This window comes from Variovorax sp. PBS-H4, assembly GCF_901827205.1.
Classification (GTDB): domain Bacteria; phylum Pseudomonadota; class Gammaproteobacteria; order Burkholderiales; family Burkholderiaceae_C; genus Variovorax.
Map to the genome: position 1 here is coordinate 955,034 of NZ_LR594675.1, position 14,431 is coordinate 969,464.

The window sequence follows — 14,431 nt, forward strand, 5'->3', positions numbered from 1 at the left end:
CAGGAGCGCGAGGGTTTGCGAGCGTATGCCACCGCAGCAGCCCCCTCCTAGAATCCGCCGCATGGGGTCCGCCAGAACATGGTTGATGGGACTGGTCCTCCTGGCGCACGGGGCAGCGGCCAGCGCTGAAGCCGTGTCTCCCGCCGTCACGACGCCGCGGCTCGTGGTCCTCATGCAGCTCGAAGGCGCGATCGGGCCTGCCGCCGCCGACTACGTGCACCGTGGTCTCGCGCTTGCAGCCGCCAAGGATGCGAAGCTCGCGGTGCTCCAGATCGACACTCCCGGCGGGCTCGACACCTCGATGCGCAGCATCGTGAAGGACATCCTCGCCTCCCGCGTCCCGGTCGCGACCTTCGTCGCACCCAATGGTGCGCGGGCCGCCAGTGCCGGCACTTACATCCTCTATGCCAGCCACATCGCCGCGATGGCGCCGGCCTCCAATCTCGGCGCCGCGACGCCCGTGGCCATCGGCATGCCGGGGCGCCCGGATACCAAGCCTGCAAACAAGGACGACAAGGACGACAAGGGCGAAAAGGGCGAAAAGGGCGAGAAGGGCGACCAGGGCGCCGGCAGCGAGAAGGCGGCCGATGCCATGACCGCCAAGCGCCTGTCCGACGCCTCGGCCTACATCCGCAGCCTCGCGCAATTGCGCCATCGCAACGCCGAGTGGGCCGAGCAGGCGGTGCGCGCATCGGTCAGCCTGTCCGCACAGGAGGCCCGGGCAAAGCGGGTGGTCGACTACGTCGCGCAGGATGTGGCCGACCTGCTGATGCAGGTCAACGGGCGCGACGTGGAGATGGAGCGCGGCACCGTGCGGCTCGCCACGCAGCGCGCGCAGCTGCTGGTGTTCGAGGCCGACTGGCGCAGCCGCCTGCTGTCGGTGATCACCGAACCCAGCCTGGCGCTGATCCTCCTGATGATCGGCGTGTACGGCCTGCTGTTCGAGTTCTCCAGCCCCGGCTTCGTGCTGCCCGGGGTGGTGGGTGCGATCAGCCTGATGCTGGCGCTCTTCGGCCTGCAGATGCTGCCCGTCAACTACGCCGGGCTCGCACTGATCCTGCTGGGCGTGGCCTTCCTGATCGCGGAGGCCTTCCTGCCCAGCTTCGGCGCGCTCGGGCTGGGCGGTATTGCAGCCTTCGCTTTCGGCGCAGTGCTGCTGATCGACAACGACGTGCCGGGCTTCGGCGTGCCGCTCTGGGTGATCGCGCTGAGCAGCGCCGTCTCGGCGCTCTTCATCATCCTGGTCGCAGGAATGGCGGCGAGGGCGAACCGGCGCCCGGTGGTCAGCGGCGTGACGACGCTGGTGGGCACGACAGGCGAGCTCGTCGAGTTCGCCGACGGCGAGGGCTGGGCGCAGATCCAGGGCGACTACTGGCGCGTCACCGGCGCGGGCGACCTGTACGCGGGCCGGCGGGTGCGGGTCAGCGGCGTGCAGGGCGGCGCGCTGCAGGTGGCGCCGGAGGGCCAGGAGTCCGCCCGGAAGGTCTGAACATGTTCTTCAATCTCGGCGTTGCGCTCGCTCTTCTCGTCGTGGTGTTGGCGGTGCTGCTCGCCGCCGCCTCGCTGCGCATCCTGCGCGAGTACGAGCGCGGGGTGGTGTTCCAGCTCGGCCGCTTCTGGAAGGTCAAGGGACCCGGTCTGGTGATCCTGATCCCCGGCATCCAGCAGATGGTCCGCGTGGGCCTGCGGGTGATGGTGCTGGACATCCCGAGCCAGGACGTGATCACGCGCGACAACGTCTCGGTGAAGGTCAACGCGGTGCTTTACTTCCGGGTGGTCGATGCGGAGAAGGCCATCATCCAGGTCGAGAAGTTTTTCGAGGCGACCAGCCAGTTGGCGCAGACCACGCTGCGGGCGGTGCTGGGCAAGCACGAGCTCGACGACCTGCTGGCCGAGCGCGAGCGCCTCAACCTCGACATCCAGAAGACGCTGGAATCGCAGACCGACGCCTGGGGCATCAAGGTGACCAATGTCGAGATCAAGCACGTGGACCTCAACGAGAACATGGTGCGCGCCATCGCGCGCCAGGCCGAAGCCGAGCGCGAGCGCCGGGCCAAGGTGATCCATGCCGAAGGCGAACTGCAGGCTTCAGTCAAGCTGGCCGAAGCGGCGGAGATCCTGGCGCGGGAGCCGCAGGCGCTGCAGCTGCGCTACCTGGAAACCTTGACGGTGATCGCGGCGGACAAGAACTCGACCATCATCTTTCCGCTGCCGCTGGACATCGTCGGGCCGCTGTTGCAGTCGCTGCGCAAATAGCCAACTCGAGGGGCGTTCCGGGGGCGCCGGGCGTGGCCAGGGCCGGCAGTCCCGTCGCGTGGCAAGATGCCGCGTCCTTCTTTCTCTCTCTCTGCCTGGCCCTCGCATGCTCATCAACTGCGTCGTCTACGAGAACGGCACCAAGCTGGCCGACATTCCCGTTTCCCAGATCAGCGAATATGCCTCGCTGCCCAGCTGCTTCGTCTGGGTCGCGCTGCGCGACGCATCCGCGCAGGAGCTGGCGGAGGTGCAGGAGGAGTTCGGCCTGCATCCGCTGGCGGTCGAGGATGCGCAGCACGGCCACCAGCGGCCCAAGGTCGAGGAGTACGCGGATTCGCTGTTCGTCGTGATGCACCTGCTGGAGTCCGGCGCGGCGGCCGGCACCTCCGAGCTGTCCGTGGGCGAGCTCGATGTCTTCGTCGGCCGCAACTACGTGGTCTCGGTGCGCAACCGCAGCGACCATGGCTTCGTCGAGGTGCGCGAGCGCTGCGAGCGCGAGCCCGAGCTGCTGAAGAACGGGCCGGGCTTCGTGCTCTATGCGCTGATGGATGCCGTGGTCGACCGGTACTTCCCCGTCATCGATGCCTTCGAGGTCGAGCTCGAGGACATCGAGCAGCGCATCTTCACCAAGGGTTCGTCCCGCGAGAACATCAAGCAGCTCTACGAGCTCAAGCAGCGCCTGACGCTGCTCAAGCACGCCGTTGCGCCACTGCTCGAGGGCACCAGCAAGCTGCATGGCGGGCGCGTCCCGCAGATCTGCGCCGGCACTCAGGAGTACTTTCGCGACGTGGTGGACCACCTCGGCCGCATCAACAGCTCCATCGATGCGATTCGAGAGACGATCGGCACCGCGATCCACGTCAACCTTTCGATGGTCACCATCGAGGACAACGAGGTCACCAAGCGCTTTGCCGCGTGGGCGGCGATCTTTGCCGTCTGCACGGCCTTCGCGGGCATCTGGGGCATGAACTTCGAATACATGCCCGAGCTGAAGTGGCGCTATGGCTACTGGGCTGCGCTGGGTCTCATCGCGAGCCTCTGCGGCATCCTCTATTACCGGTTCCGGCGAGCAGGCTGGGTCTAGTCATGCCCCGGGCATTTCCCCCGCTGCTGCTGCGCAATGTTCGTCCGCTCGGCGGCGCCGCCGTCGACGTGCTGGTGCAGGAGGGCCGTGTCGCGGCCCTGCGCCCCGCGCTCGAGGCCGCGCCGGGCTGCGTGGTGGAGGAGGGCGGCGGCGCACTGCTGCTGCCCGGCCTCGTCGAGGGCCATACCCACCTCGACAAGACGATGTGGGGCCTGGACTGGTACCGCAACGAGGTCGGCCCGCGGCTCATCGACCGCATCGACAACGAACGTACCTTTCGCCAAGCCAGCGGCCATGACGCGGCGGCACAGTCGCTGGCCCTGGCCAAGGCTTTCCTGGCGCTGGGCACGACGCGGCTGCGCACTCATGTGGACGTCGACACCGAGGCCGGATTGCGCCATCTCGATGGCGTGCTGCGCACCCGCGACGCGATGAAGGACGTGCAGCAGATCCAGATCGTGGCCTTCCCTCAGTCCGGCCTGCTGGGGCGCCCGGGCACTGCGCAGCTGCTGGACGAGGCGCTGGCGCAGGGCGCCGACGTGCTCGGCGGCCTGGACCCCTGCGCGATCGACGGCGACCCGGTGCGTTCGCTGGACACGCTGTTCGAGTTGGCGCAGCGCCACGGCCGCCCGCTCGACATCCACCTGCACGAGCCTGGCGCAATGGGCGCTTTTTCCCTGGCGCTGATCCTGGACCGCACGGCTGCGCTGGGTCTGCAGGGCCGGGTCGCCATCAGCCACGGCTTCTGCCTGGGGGATCTGCCCGAACGCGAGTGCGAGGCGCTGCTGGCGCGCATGGCGCATCTGGGCGTGGTGCTGATCACCAGCGCGCCGGCCGCGCGCGCCGTGCCGCCGCTGCTGGCCTGCCGGCGCGCCGGCGTGACGGTGCTGGGCGGCAACGACGGCATTCGCGACACCTGGACGCCCTACGGCAGCCCCGACATGCTGGAGCGGGCGATGCTGCTCGGCCTGCGCTACAACCTGCGGCGCGACGAGGAACTGGCGATTGCGCTCGACTGCGTCACCGAGGCGGGCGCGCGCGGCTGCGGGTTCGATGCCTACGGCCTGGCGCCCGGCTGCCGTGCCGACCTGGTGCTGGTCGAGGCGCAGACCGTCGCGCAAGCCGTGGTGGCGCGGCCGCCGCGGCGGCTCGTGGTCTCGGGCGGGCGCGTCGTGGCGCGTGGCGGGGCGCTCCTGGCCGACGCGGTCAGTGCGTGAGGGCTGACGCGCGCCGCGTATCGACAAGCCCTCGCCGCGCTTGCCGAGAGCTCCAAGTGGAAGCACTCGCCGGAGCAAAAGCTCTCCTCCTACATGGCTCAGCTCGGGAGCACGCCCATACTTCGGAGCCCTCAATTCGCGGAAACCATCGATTGAAAGTGAAAGCCTCGCCTGGAGCCAGCAGCTGGATCGTCGCCGGTGTGCGCCACGAATTGCTCACGCGCGCCCTGCCGGCCCTGCGCCACGACATGGCGGCGCCGCTGTCGGTGATACGCATGAGCCTGCTGCTCCTTCGTCATCGGGCCGCCGCCGCGACGGCCGACGACGGCGCTTGGGAGCAGCAGTTCCAATCGATTTCCGAGCAGGTCGACGCGCTGGCCAACGGCGTTCGCTCGCTGCGCGACTGGGAGCTGGCGGCGAGCGACGAGGGCATCACGCGCAGCGCGCTGGTGCAGCGCTGCACGTCGCTCATGCGCGCGGCCTACGAGCTGCATGGCATCCGATTGAACGTGAACGAAGCGCTGGCGTCGGGTAACCCCGACGAGCCACGCTTTCCGGAAGGCGCGGCATTGCGCTACATGGTGCTGGGCGCGCTCGGTTACCTGCATGACAACACGCAGCGGCTCGGCGCGATCAGCGTCGAGCCCGACGGGCCCGAAGGCCTGCGCTTCGTCGCCAGCCCTGGCGATTCCGTCTCGGCCGATCCTGGGCCCATGGCGGGTGAGCTGCGCGCGCCGCGCAAGCTGGCGATCGACGCCGTGGCATTCCAGGCACTGGCCGACGGCCTGGGCTATGAGGTGACGGTCGACGGCGCGACGGTGCGGCTCTCGCTGCGGCCGCGTTAAATACCGGTTCGACCTGGCAGGGAAGGCCGGCAACAGGGCCGGTGAAGCATTTGGTTGTCTTGCGCTGCTGCAAGCGCTCGCGTAACTTCCAGTTACCGACATTTGCAACACTTCCAGGGCTTTCCATGATCAGCAAACGCCGCCTGCTCCAAGGCGTGGCCGCCTCCTTGTGCGTTACCCCCGCCTGGGCCCAGCAGACTCTTTCACCGCCCCGTGCTGCCCGGGCCGGCGCAATGCCAGGCGCCTGGCCGACCCAGCCGGTCCGCGTCCTGGTCGGCTTTCCCGCCGGTGCATCCCCCGACCTGGCGGCACGGGCCATCGCCGAGCCGCTGGCCAGGCAGCTGGGCCAGCCCGTCATCGTCGAGAACAAGCCCGGCGCCAGCGGCAACGTGGCCGCCAGCCTGGTGGCGAAGGCGCAGGACGACCACACCATCGGCGCCCTGATCAATGGCAACCTCACGATCGCCAAGCTGCTCAACCCGGCCACGCCTTTCGACCCCGAGAAAGACTTCGCGCCAGTCGGGCTGATCGGCACCGCCCCGCTGGTGCTGGCGACCTCCGGCGAGGCGGTGGGCAAGACGCCCGCCGAGCTGCTGCTGTGGGCACGCAACCTGGGCGACAGGGGCAGGTACGGCACCCCGGGGATCGGCACCGTGGGCCATCTGGGCATGGAGCTCCTGAAGACCCGCACCAGCATCGCGCCGCAACACGTCCCCTTCAACGGCAACCCGCAGGTGATCGAGGCCATGCTCGCCGGCAGGATCCAATTGGCGCTGTTGCCGCCCGGACTCGCCAGGCCGCATGTGGCCTCGGGCAAGTTCAAGGCCATCGGCGTGACTTCGCCACTGCGCAGCCCGCTCTTCGCGGAGTTGCCCACCCTGCGCGAGGCCGAGGTGCGTGGCGCCGACCTCGAGATCTGGACCGCGCTCGCGGCGCCGGCCGGCATGGCGAAGCCGGCGGTGGCGCGCCTGAATGCCGCTTTGGGCGAGGTCCTGCACGCCCCCGAAATCCAGGGGCAGTTGCTGAAGGCCGGCTGGCAGAGCGAGGCCGGGACGCCGCAGGCGTTGGCCTATCGCATGCGGACCGACACGTCCCAGCTGGGTGGCGTGATCTTGATGCGGGGCATCCGGTCGGAGGGGTAGTCCTGGCGAAGGCCGGGGCGGGCCATAACCGTCGCTTATGCAAAAGCAACGGCGGGGGGCATTCTGCTTGGGCCGGCGTTTGCCCATACTTCCAGGCATACCCACACCCCTGGAGACCCGTCATGCATCCCTCCCGTCGCCAGGCCCTTCTGGCCGGCCTTGCCGCTCTTCTCGCCGCTAGCGGCGCCTCCGCGCAGGGGTGGCCTGCCAAGCCGATCCGCCTGGTCGTGCCCTTCTCGGCCGGCGGAGCCAACGACCTGATGGCGCGAGCCGCGGCCGACGGTGCCTCCAAGGCGCTGGGCCAGCCCATCGTCGTCGACAACAAGCCCGGCGCCGGCGCCACGCTGGGCGCCGATATCGTTGCCAAGAGTCCGCCCGACGGCTACACCTTCCTGGTGAGCGCCGCGGGCGTGATCTCGAACAGCATGATCAAGAAGAACATGCCCTACAAGGACACCGACCTGGTGCCCGTCAGCATGATCGGCCTCGCGCCCTCGGTGATCCTGGTGCCGGCCGATGCGCCCTACAACAACCTGAAGGAGTTCATCGCCGCCTCCAAGGCGGGGCCTGGCTTCCACTGGGCCACGGCGGGAACCGGCAGCACACCGCATTTCGTCGAGGGCATGCTGGAGACGAAGTACGGCGCCAAGCTCGACCTGGTCCCCTACAAGAGCGGATCGGAATCGATCACGGCGGTGCTCGGCAAGCAGGTCGAGGCCACCTCGGAGGCCAGCATCGTCGCGCTGCCCTACCTCAAGAGCGGCAAGCTGAAGGCGCTGGCCAATACCTGGACCACGCGCATCTCGGCCTACCCGCAGCTGAGCACTGCCGCGGAGCAGGGCTTCCCCGACGTTCGCATCGCCCACTGGGCCGGCGTGCATGCGCCTCACGGGACACCCGACGCAGTGCTCGACAAGATGAGCGCAGCCATCGACGCCGCCATGAAGACGCCGGCCATCGCCGAGAAGCTCAAAGGCATGGGCATCGAGCCCGTCGGCGGCACGCGCGCCTCCTTCGTGCAGTTCGTCGATGCCGAGCGTGCCCGCCTCGGCGCGGTGGTCAAGGCCACCGGCATGAAGGACGAATGAGTATGAGCCGCACGGCCGCTCCGAGGGCGAATAGCACCGCAGCCGAAGGCGAGGTACTCCGATGACCGACAACACCATCCACCCGGGCACCCTGCTGCGCCGGAAGGTCGCGGCGAAGCGCGGCCTCGTCGTGCCGGGCGCGGCCAACGCACTGGCCGCGCGCGTGATCGAGGAACTGGGCTTCGAAGCCGTCTACCTCAGCGGCGCAGGGCTCACCAACACCTTCTACGGCATCCCGGACCTGGGCTTCGTCCACTTGGGCGACCTGGCACAGCACACGGCCGCGCTGCGCGACGCGGTGAAGCTGCCGATCGTCGTCGACGCAGACACCGGCTTCGGCAACGCGCTCAACGTGCAGCACACGGTGCGCACGCTGGAGCGCGCGGGCGCCAACGCGATTCAGCTGGAAGACCAGGTCAGTCCCAAGAAGTGCGGACACTTCGAGGGCAAGGCGGTGATCGCGCGCGACGAGATGCTGGGCAAGGTGAAGGCGGCGGTCGACGCACGAGCGCATGCCGATTTCCTGGTGATCGCGCGCACCGACGCCGCTGCGGTCGAGGGGATCGATGCCGCCATCGCGCGCGCCGCCGCCTATGCCGAAGCCGGCGCCGACATCACCTTCGTCGAGGCGCCCGAGTCGCTGGACGCGCTGCGCCGCATCCCGCGCGAATTGGCCTGCCCCCAGGTGGTCAACGTGGTGATCGGCGGCAAGACGCCCACGCTGGACGCGGCGGAGTTCGGTGCCATGGGCTTCGGCCTGGTGCTGTATGCCAACGCCGCGCTGCAGGGCGCCGTGCGCGGCATGACGCAGGCGCTGCAGGCCCTGCGCGACGGCGGCCGGCTCGACGAGGCGAGCGGCCTGGTCGCCACCTTCGCCGAGCGCCAGGCGCTGGTGCGCAAGAACGAGTACGACGCCCTCGACCGGCGCTATGCCTGAGCCGGCCAGCGCACCCCTCGCGATCAGCGCGATCGACAGCCACGCCCACGTGTTCCGGCGCGGCCTGCCGCTGGCCCCGGTGCACCGCCATGCGCCGGACTACGACGCCCTCTTGCCCGACTACCTGGCGTTGCTCGATGCGCATGCGGTCTCGCACGGCGTATTGGTCCAGCCGAGCTTCCTGGGCACCGACAACGGCTTTCTGCTCGATGCGCTGCGTGCGTGCCCGCAGCGGCTGCGCGGCGTCGTGATCATCGAGCCCACGCTGGGCGACGAGGCGCTGGCGGACCTGGACCGGCAGGGCGTCCGCGGCATCCGGCTCAACCTCGTGGGATTGCCCATTCCGGATTTCGCGAGCGCTGAGTGGCGCCGCCTGTTCGAGCGCGTGCGCGCACTCGACTGGCATGTGGAGCTGCATCGCGAATCGCACGACCTTCGGCGGGCCGGCCAGCCGATCGTCGATGCCGGCTGCAAGCTGGTGGTCGACCATTTCGGCCGCCCCGGCAAGGTGCTCGCCGACGACGAAGGTTTTGCATGGTTGCTGGACAGCGCCGCCACGCAGCGCGTGTGGGTCAAGCTGGCCGCGGCCTACCGCAGCTGGCCCGACCCGCGCGGAAGCGCCGCCCGGGCCGCGGCGCAATCGCTGCTGCAGGCGTTCGGCGCCGGGCGCCTGCTCTGGGGCAGCGATTGGCCGCATACACAACACCAGGCACTGGCGGACTTCGGGACCACCTGGCGGGCACTGGCCGACTGGGTGCAGGATGAACACGCGCGCCGTCGCATCCTGGTCGACACGCCCGCGGCGCTGTTCCGCTTCGCCTGATCACACGACGAGAGGCGCCCTGCAGGGCGCGAAGGAGACAAAGATGCCCCATCGGCCACGCTTCACGCGAGTCGTCCCCCGCGCCCTTGCCGGCGCAGTCCTTCTGCTGGCGGCACTCGCCGCACAGGCGCAGTCCTGGCCCGCCAAGCCGATCCGCATGGTCGTGACCTACCCGCCCGGCGGCACTGTCGATGCGGTGGCCCGCATCCTCGCCCCCAAGCTCTCGGCCCGGCTCGGCCAGCCGGTCGTGGTCGACAACCGCGGCGGCGCCGGCGGTGCGATCGGAGGTGAACTGGTGGCCAAGAGCCCGGCCGATGGCTACACCGTGATGCTCGACGCGTCCAACCATGCGCAGAACCCGGCGCTGCGCAGCAAGATGCCCTTCGACACGCTGCGCGACTTCGCGCCCGTGTCGCTCCTGGTCAAGGTCCCGAACATCCTGGTGGTGCATCCCGCGGCGCCGATCCGGAGCGTCAAGGACCTGATCGCGCAGGCCAGGGCGCGTCCGGGCGAGGTCAACTACGCGTCTTCGGGCAACGGCTCGTCGCCGCACCTGGCCGCCGAGCTCTTCGACTCGATGGCGAAAACGCGCATGACGCACGTGGCCTACAAGGGCGGTGGCCCGGCGCTCACGGACGTGATGGCAGGGCAGGTGCCGGTGTTCTTTGCCAGCCTGGGCTCGGGCATGCCCTACATCCAGGCCGGCAAGCTGCGGCCCATTGCCATCGGGGGCAAGACGCGCTCGCCCGCGCTGCCCGAGGTGCCGACCATCGCCGAGTCGGGCCTGCCGGGCTACGAGATGTACGAGTGGAACGCCGTGTTCGTGCCCGCGGGCACGCCGGCGCCGGTGATCGAACGGCTCTCCAGCGAGATCGCCGCGACGCTCAAGGAGGCAGACGTGCGCCAGCGCCTGGAGGCCCTGGGCGCCGAAGTGATCGGCGCCGGCCCGGCCGAGCTCGATGCCTTCCGTCGCGCCGAGCTCGCCAAATGGAGCCGGCTCGCCAAAGAGAACAAGCTTCAGCTCGACTGAACCGGCCCCAGTTTCTGGGCGAACGCGTCGGCGAACGTCGGTCGCGAGCGCGCAAGCCACATCGCCGACAGCTCGAAGGCGGGAAGGCCCGCGCCGTCGCGCACCTCGGCGTAGCGCACGCCCTCGTGGCGCAGCGCGCGGGCCGAGCGCGGCAGCAGCGACCAGCCGAGGCCGGCTGCCACGCAGGCCAGCACCGTCAGCGTGCGGTTCGCGTCCTGCACCACTTGCACCGGGAATCCGGCGCGGCGAATGGCGCCCAGCATCTGGCCGCGCAGGGCGGGGATCTGCTGCTCTGGAAACCAGACGAGACCATGCTCCGCGACCTCGGCCAAGGACACGCAGCCGTCATCCGCCACCTTGAAGTCGGCCGGCAGCGCGGCAATCATCGGGTCCTCGCCCAGGCGCAGTTCGTTCACGCGCGCCTCGATGGAGACCGGCGGGTGCAGCAGCGCGATGTCGATGCGCCCGCCTGCCAGCGCATCGACCTGCTCGGCGTTGCTCATCTCGCGCAGCACCACCTCGAGCCGCGGATGCTCGGCGCGCACCAGGCGCAGGGCACGCGGCAGCACTTCGTAGATGGCGTGGGTCACGAAGCCGACCGTGAGCCGGCCTGCGCGGCCGGAGGCGATCGCGCGTGCGCGCTCGGCCGCCGCGTCGGAATGGGCGAGGCTGGCGCGCACGTCATCCAGCACTGCAAGGCCGGCTTCGGTGAGCGTCGCGCCGCGCCGCGTGCGCGTGAAGAGCGGGGTGCCGATCTCGCGCTCGAGGCGGTTCAGTGTCTGGGTGAGCGCCGGCTGGGCGATGCCCAGCTGCTCGGCCGCGCGCGTGAGGCTGCCCGCCTCGCTGATCGCGAGGATGCAGCGCATCTGGCGGGTGTCCATCAGCGGGTCCTGCGGCGCCTCATTCGGCGCTTCCGCCGGGCACATACCAGCGGGTGGCGATCAGCTCCGGCTCGTCATGCGCCTGCAGCCGCGCCCAGTGGCGGTCGGCGTCTTCCACGAACAGGTCGCGCGCGATCGCCTGGGCCAGCCGGGTGGCGCCGATGGCGAGGCCGGGAATATCGCCGGCGAGTGCGCCGTGGCTCATGGTGGCGCCCCAGTTGAACAGGCGCATGCGCGACAGTGCCGCAGCCGAGTCCGACGAGCCGGGGGCGTGGGCACGCAGCTCGAAGCCCGCGCCGAGATATGGGAAGCGCGCGGGCTCGGGGTGGCGCCGCGCCTCTTCGGGCGGAACGTGGCGCGCCCACGTGTCTATCAGGGGGGTGTAGCGGGCGATCTCGGGCCGGTCGAGCAGGTCGACGTCGAAGCCCGTGCCGAAGATCACCGCATCGAAGCGCTCGCTGCTGCCATCGGGCAGGCCGACGGTCACGCCGTCGATGCCTGGCACCACGTCCAGCCAGGGCGTGCCCAGGCGCAGCGTGAAGCCCGCATGCGCGTCGCAACGGCGAACGCTTTCCCAGGGCGGCGGCACCTGCTCGTCGAAGATGTAGGTGTAGACCCGCCATTTGCGCGCGTCGTCCAGCCCCTCGAAGCCGCGCAGGAAGCCGTGGCTGGAGGCCGCCTTGCTCTTGTTGATCTGCGGCAGCTGCGGCCGGCGTGCGAACAGCTGGACCTCGGCGGCGCCGGCCTCCAGCGCGCTGCCTGCGTTGTCGAAGGCCGACGCGCCGGCGCCCAGCACGGCGATGCGCTGGCCCGCGAGGCTGGGGAAGTCGATCGCATCGGCCGAGTGGAACACCCGGCCGGCAGCCAGCGGATCGTCGCGCCGCAGCGCCGGGAAGTCCGGCCAGCGCGGCGCGCCGCTGCCGTCGCGGCCCAGCGCCAGCACGAGCTGGCGGGCGCGCACGGTCTCGCGCCGGCCGCCGGGGCCTTCCAGCTCGATCGAGAGCACGCGGCCCCCGTCGCCGTGCGAGACCGAGCGCAGGGTGATGCCGTTGTCCACCGGCAGGCCGACGGTGTCGCGTACCCACAGCAGGTAGTCGCGCCAGTCGATGCGGCCGATCTTGTGCAGCGCCTGCCAGCCCTCGCTGCCGTGCTGCGCCTCGTACCAGGCGCGAAAGGAGAGCGAAGGTACGCCCAGCTCCGGCCCTCCCACCTGCTTGGGGCTGCGCAGCGTCAGCATCCGCGCATAGGTGCCCCACGGGCCTTCCTCGCCGCGTGCGGCGCGGTCGATCACGCGGATGTTCGTCAGGCCCTCGCGGCGCAGCGCAAAGGCGGCGGTCTGGCCGCACATGCCGGCGCCGGCGACCAGCACGTCGAGCACCGGCTGCGCATCGCTCGCGGCTTCGGCCGGGAGCATCCAGGCGGCCGGCGGGACGTTGATGCGTTCGAGGTCGGCACGCGCCCGGAGCGCCAGGGCTTCGAGTGCCGCGGCGTCGCGCGGACTCGTGGTGAACTGTGGCGGCACCGGCGGCAGCGTGGGGTGGGAGGCGTCGTGGGGCATGCCGTGAAGATAATCCAGAAGATGATCGCCCTCGACTGCTACTACAGCCTCTCCTCGCCCTGGGCCTACCTCGGCGGCCCGCAACTGCAGGACATCGTGCGCCGCCACCACGTGCGCCTCGTGCTCAAGCCCTACGACTTCCAGGCGGTCGTGCCACAGACCGGCGGCATCCCGCTCAAGACGCGGCCGGAGGCGCGCCGTACCTATCACGCGCTCGAACTCGCCCGCTGGCGCGACTTCCTGGGCATGCCCCTGGTGCTGGAGCCCGCTCACTATCCCAAGGGGAAGCCTGCCGATCCGGACTGGAACAAGTACGCCGGCTGGATGGTGATCGCCGCCCAGCTGCAGGGGCTGGACGCCCAGCCGCTGTCGCATGCGCTGCTGCGCGCGCTGTGGGCCGAGGAGCGCGACACCTCGAAGGCCGAGGTTCGCATTTCGGTGGCCGACGAGAACGGCTACGACGGCGCGGCGCTGCAGGCGCTCGAGCACGCCGCCGAGACGCAGGCCGCCTACCGCGCGTACAGCGCCGAGGCGGTCGAAAAGGGCGTGTTCGGCTCGCCGACCTACGTCCTCGACGGCGAGCGCTTCTGGGGGCAGGACAGGCTGGGCTTTCTGGACCGGGCGCTGGACCGGCTGCGCGGCTGACCGCAGGCACTGCGCGGCGCGGCAGATAATCCGGTGATGCGAATCCGCTTCACCAAGATGCAGGGCGCCGGCAACGACTTCGTCGTGCTGGACGAGACCCGCGGCGCGCTCGGCCTGGATGCGGCGCAGTACCGCTTCCTGGCCGACCGCCACTTCGGCGTGGGTGCCGACCAGATCCTCAGCGTGCGGCCCGCGCCGGCCGAGGGCGTCGACTTCCAGTACGTCATCCACAACGCCGACGGCGGCGAGGTCGAGCAGTGCGGCAACGGGGCGCGCTGCTTCATGCGCTTCGTGCGCGAGCAAGGCCTGACCGACAAGGACCAGGTGCGGGTGCAGACGCTCTCCGGCGTGATCGAGCCGAGGATGGGCGACGACGGCCGCGTGACGGTCGACATGGGCGCCCCCATCTTCGAGCCGCAGCGCGTGCCCTTCGACACCGCCGGCCTCGACCCGCAGCACGACAACGGCTGGCACACCTGGCATCTGACCCTGGGCACGCACGCCGACAGCGCGAAGGTCTCGGTCGCAGTGCTCTCGATGGGCAATCCGCATGCCGTGCAGATCGTGCCCGATGTCGACACCGCGCCGGTGGCAAGGCAGGGCCCTGCGATCGAGCACCATCCGCGCTTTCCCCAGCGCGTGAACGCCGGCTTCATGCAGATCGTCGATCGCAGCCATGTGCGGCTGCGGGTGTTCGAGCGCGGCGCCGGCGAGACCCTGGCCTGCGGCACCGGTGCCTGCGCCGCGGTGGTGGCCGGCATCCGCCTCGGGCGGCTTGACTCCCGCGTTGACGTGCAGACCCACGGCGGCCTACTGACCATCGAGTGGGCCGGCGACGGCGCGCCGGTGCTGATGACGGGCCCCGCCGTCACCGTGTTCGAGGGCGACATCGAGGTCCCCGACGCCCCATGAACCCCATTCACCC

Annotated in this window: 14 protein-coding genes; 12 read left to right on the plus strand and 2 right to left on the minus strand. The window is 70.2% G+C overall.

Annotation, left to right across the window (positions count from 1 at the left end):
• The first annotated feature begins 25 nt into the window (after positions 1 to 25).
• From E5CHR_RS04555 to E5CHR_RS04600, 10 genes are all read left to right on the plus strand, one after another.
• A complete protein-coding gene (locus E5CHR_RS04555; protein WP_162578579.1) occupies positions 26 to 1,489 on the plus strand; it encodes an NfeD family protein in 1,464 nt (487 codons plus the stop codon).
• Between the two features lie 2 nt (positions 1,490 to 1,491).
• Entirely contained in the window at positions 1,492 to 2,256 is a 765-nt protein-coding gene (locus E5CHR_RS04560) for a slipin family protein (RefSeq protein WP_162578580.1), read from the plus strand.
• Positions 2,257 to 2,362: 106 nt separating this feature from the next.
• Positions 2,363 to 3,340, plus strand: a complete 978-nt coding sequence (gene corA / locus E5CHR_RS04565; protein WP_162578581.1) for a magnesium/cobalt transporter CorA — start codon at positions 2,363 to 2,365, stop codon at positions 3,338 to 3,340.
• 2 nt (positions 3,341 to 3,342) lie between these two features.
• Entirely contained in the window at positions 3,343 to 4,557 is a 1,215-nt protein-coding gene (locus E5CHR_RS04570) for an amidohydrolase family protein (RefSeq protein ID WP_162578582.1), read from the plus strand.
• Positions 4,558 to 4,715: 158 nt separating this feature from the next.
• A complete protein-coding gene (locus tag E5CHR_RS04575) occupies positions 4,716 to 5,402 on the plus strand; it encodes a hypothetical protein (RefSeq protein ID WP_162583566.1) in 687 nt (228 codons plus the stop codon).
• Positions 5,403 to 5,527: 125 nt separating this feature from the next.
• Complete coding sequence (locus E5CHR_RS04580; protein WP_162578583.1) at positions 5,528 to 6,544, plus strand: Bug family tripartite tricarboxylate transporter substrate binding protein; 1,017 nt, start codon at positions 5,528 to 5,530, stop codon at positions 6,542 to 6,544.
• Positions 6,545 to 6,666: 122 nt separating this feature from the next.
• On the plus strand, positions 6,667 to 7,632 hold the full coding sequence (locus E5CHR_RS04585) for a tripartite tricarboxylate transporter substrate binding protein (RefSeq protein WP_162578584.1): 966 nt from the start codon (positions 6,667 to 6,669) through the stop codon (positions 7,630 to 7,632).
• 61 nt (positions 7,633 to 7,693) lie between these two features.
• Positions 7,694 to 8,569, plus strand: coding sequence for an isocitrate lyase/PEP mutase family protein (locus tag E5CHR_RS04590; RefSeq protein ID WP_162578585.1), 876 nt, complete (start codon positions 7,694 to 7,696; stop codon positions 8,567 to 8,569).
• Complete coding sequence (locus tag E5CHR_RS04595) at positions 8,562 to 9,392, plus strand: amidohydrolase family protein (RefSeq protein ID WP_162578586.1); 831 nt, start codon at positions 8,562 to 8,564, stop codon at positions 9,390 to 9,392. Before E5CHR_RS04590 ends, E5CHR_RS04595 begins: the two co-directional genes overlap by 8 nt.
• A 43-nt stretch (positions 9,393 to 9,435) precedes the next feature.
• Positions 9,436 to 10,422, plus strand: a complete 987-nt coding sequence (locus tag E5CHR_RS04600) for a tripartite tricarboxylate transporter substrate binding protein (protein WP_162578587.1) — start codon at positions 9,436 to 9,438, stop codon at positions 10,420 to 10,422.
• On the opposite strand, the gene E5CHR_RS04605 is transcribed toward E5CHR_RS04600, so the two are convergent.
• Complete coding sequence (locus E5CHR_RS04605) at positions 10,410 to 11,303, minus strand: LysR family transcriptional regulator (protein ID WP_162578588.1); 894 nt, start codon at positions 11,301 to 11,303, stop codon at positions 10,410 to 10,412. The two genes, E5CHR_RS04600 and E5CHR_RS04605, sit on opposite strands and share 13 nt — an antisense overlap.
• A gap of 19 nt (positions 11,304 to 11,322) precedes the next feature.
• A complete protein-coding gene (locus E5CHR_RS04610; RefSeq protein ID WP_162578589.1) occupies positions 11,323 to 12,861 on the minus strand; it encodes an FAD-dependent oxidoreductase in 1,539 nt (512 codons plus the stop codon).
• Positions 12,862 to 12,864: 3 nt separating this feature from the next.
• Here E5CHR_RS04610 and E5CHR_RS04615 point away from each other — a divergent pair, with 3 nt between their 5' ends.
• Complete coding sequence (locus E5CHR_RS04615) at positions 12,865 to 13,506, plus strand: 2-hydroxychromene-2-carboxylate isomerase (RefSeq protein ID WP_232061953.1); 642 nt, start codon at positions 12,865 to 12,867, stop codon at positions 13,504 to 13,506.
• Between the two features lie 36 nt (positions 13,507 to 13,542).
• Positions 13,543 to 14,418 (plus strand): diaminopimelate epimerase, encoded by an 876-nt coding sequence (gene dapF, locus E5CHR_RS04620; protein WP_162578590.1) that lies wholly within the window; start codon positions 13,543 to 13,545, stop codon positions 14,416 to 14,418.
• Positions 14,419 to 14,431 lie beyond the last annotated feature (13 nt).

Bases quoted from the DNA above. Each gene is read 5' to 3' on its own strand.
- E5CHR_RS04585 (WP_162578584.1), top strand. From the start codon at position 6,667: ATGCATCCCTCCCGTCGCCAGGCCCTTCTGGCCGGCCTTGCCGCTCTT.
- E5CHR_RS04610 (WP_162578589.1), bottom strand. From the start codon at position 12,861: ATGCCCCACGACGCCTCCCACCCCACGCTGCCGCCGGTGCCGCCACAG.
- corA (WP_162578581.1), top strand. From the start codon at position 2,363: ATGCTCATCAACTGCGTCGTCTACGAGAACGGCACCAAGCTGGCCGAC.
- E5CHR_RS04560 (WP_162578580.1), top strand. From the start codon at position 1,492: ATGTTCTTCAATCTCGGCGTTGCGCTCGCTCTTCTCGTCGTGGTGTTG.
- E5CHR_RS04600 (WP_162578587.1), top strand. From the start codon at position 9,436: ATGCCCCATCGGCCACGCTTCACGCGAGTCGTCCCCCGCGCCCTTGCC.
- E5CHR_RS04570 (WP_162578582.1), top strand. From the start codon at position 3,343: ATGCCCCGGGCATTTCCCCCGCTGCTGCTGCGCAATGTTCGTCCGCTC.
- E5CHR_RS04580 (WP_162578583.1), top strand. From the start codon at position 5,528: ATGATCAGCAAACGCCGCCTGCTCCAAGGCGTGGCCGCCTCCTTGTGC.
- E5CHR_RS04605 (WP_162578588.1), bottom strand. From the start codon at position 11,303: ATGGACACCCGCCAGATGCGCTGCATCCTCGCGATCAGCGAGGCGGGC.
- E5CHR_RS04555 (WP_162578579.1), top strand. From the start codon at position 26: ATGCCACCGCAGCAGCCCCCTCCTAGAATCCGCCGCATGGGGTCCGCC.
- dapF (WP_162578590.1), top strand. From the start codon at position 13,543: ATGCGAATCCGCTTCACCAAGATGCAGGGCGCCGGCAACGACTTCGTC.
- E5CHR_RS04590 (WP_162578585.1), top strand. From the start codon at position 7,694: ATGACCGACAACACCATCCACCCGGGCACCCTGCTGCGCCGGAAGGTC.
- E5CHR_RS04595 (WP_162578586.1), top strand. From the start codon at position 8,562: ATGCCTGAGCCGGCCAGCGCACCCCTCGCGATCAGCGCGATCGACAGC.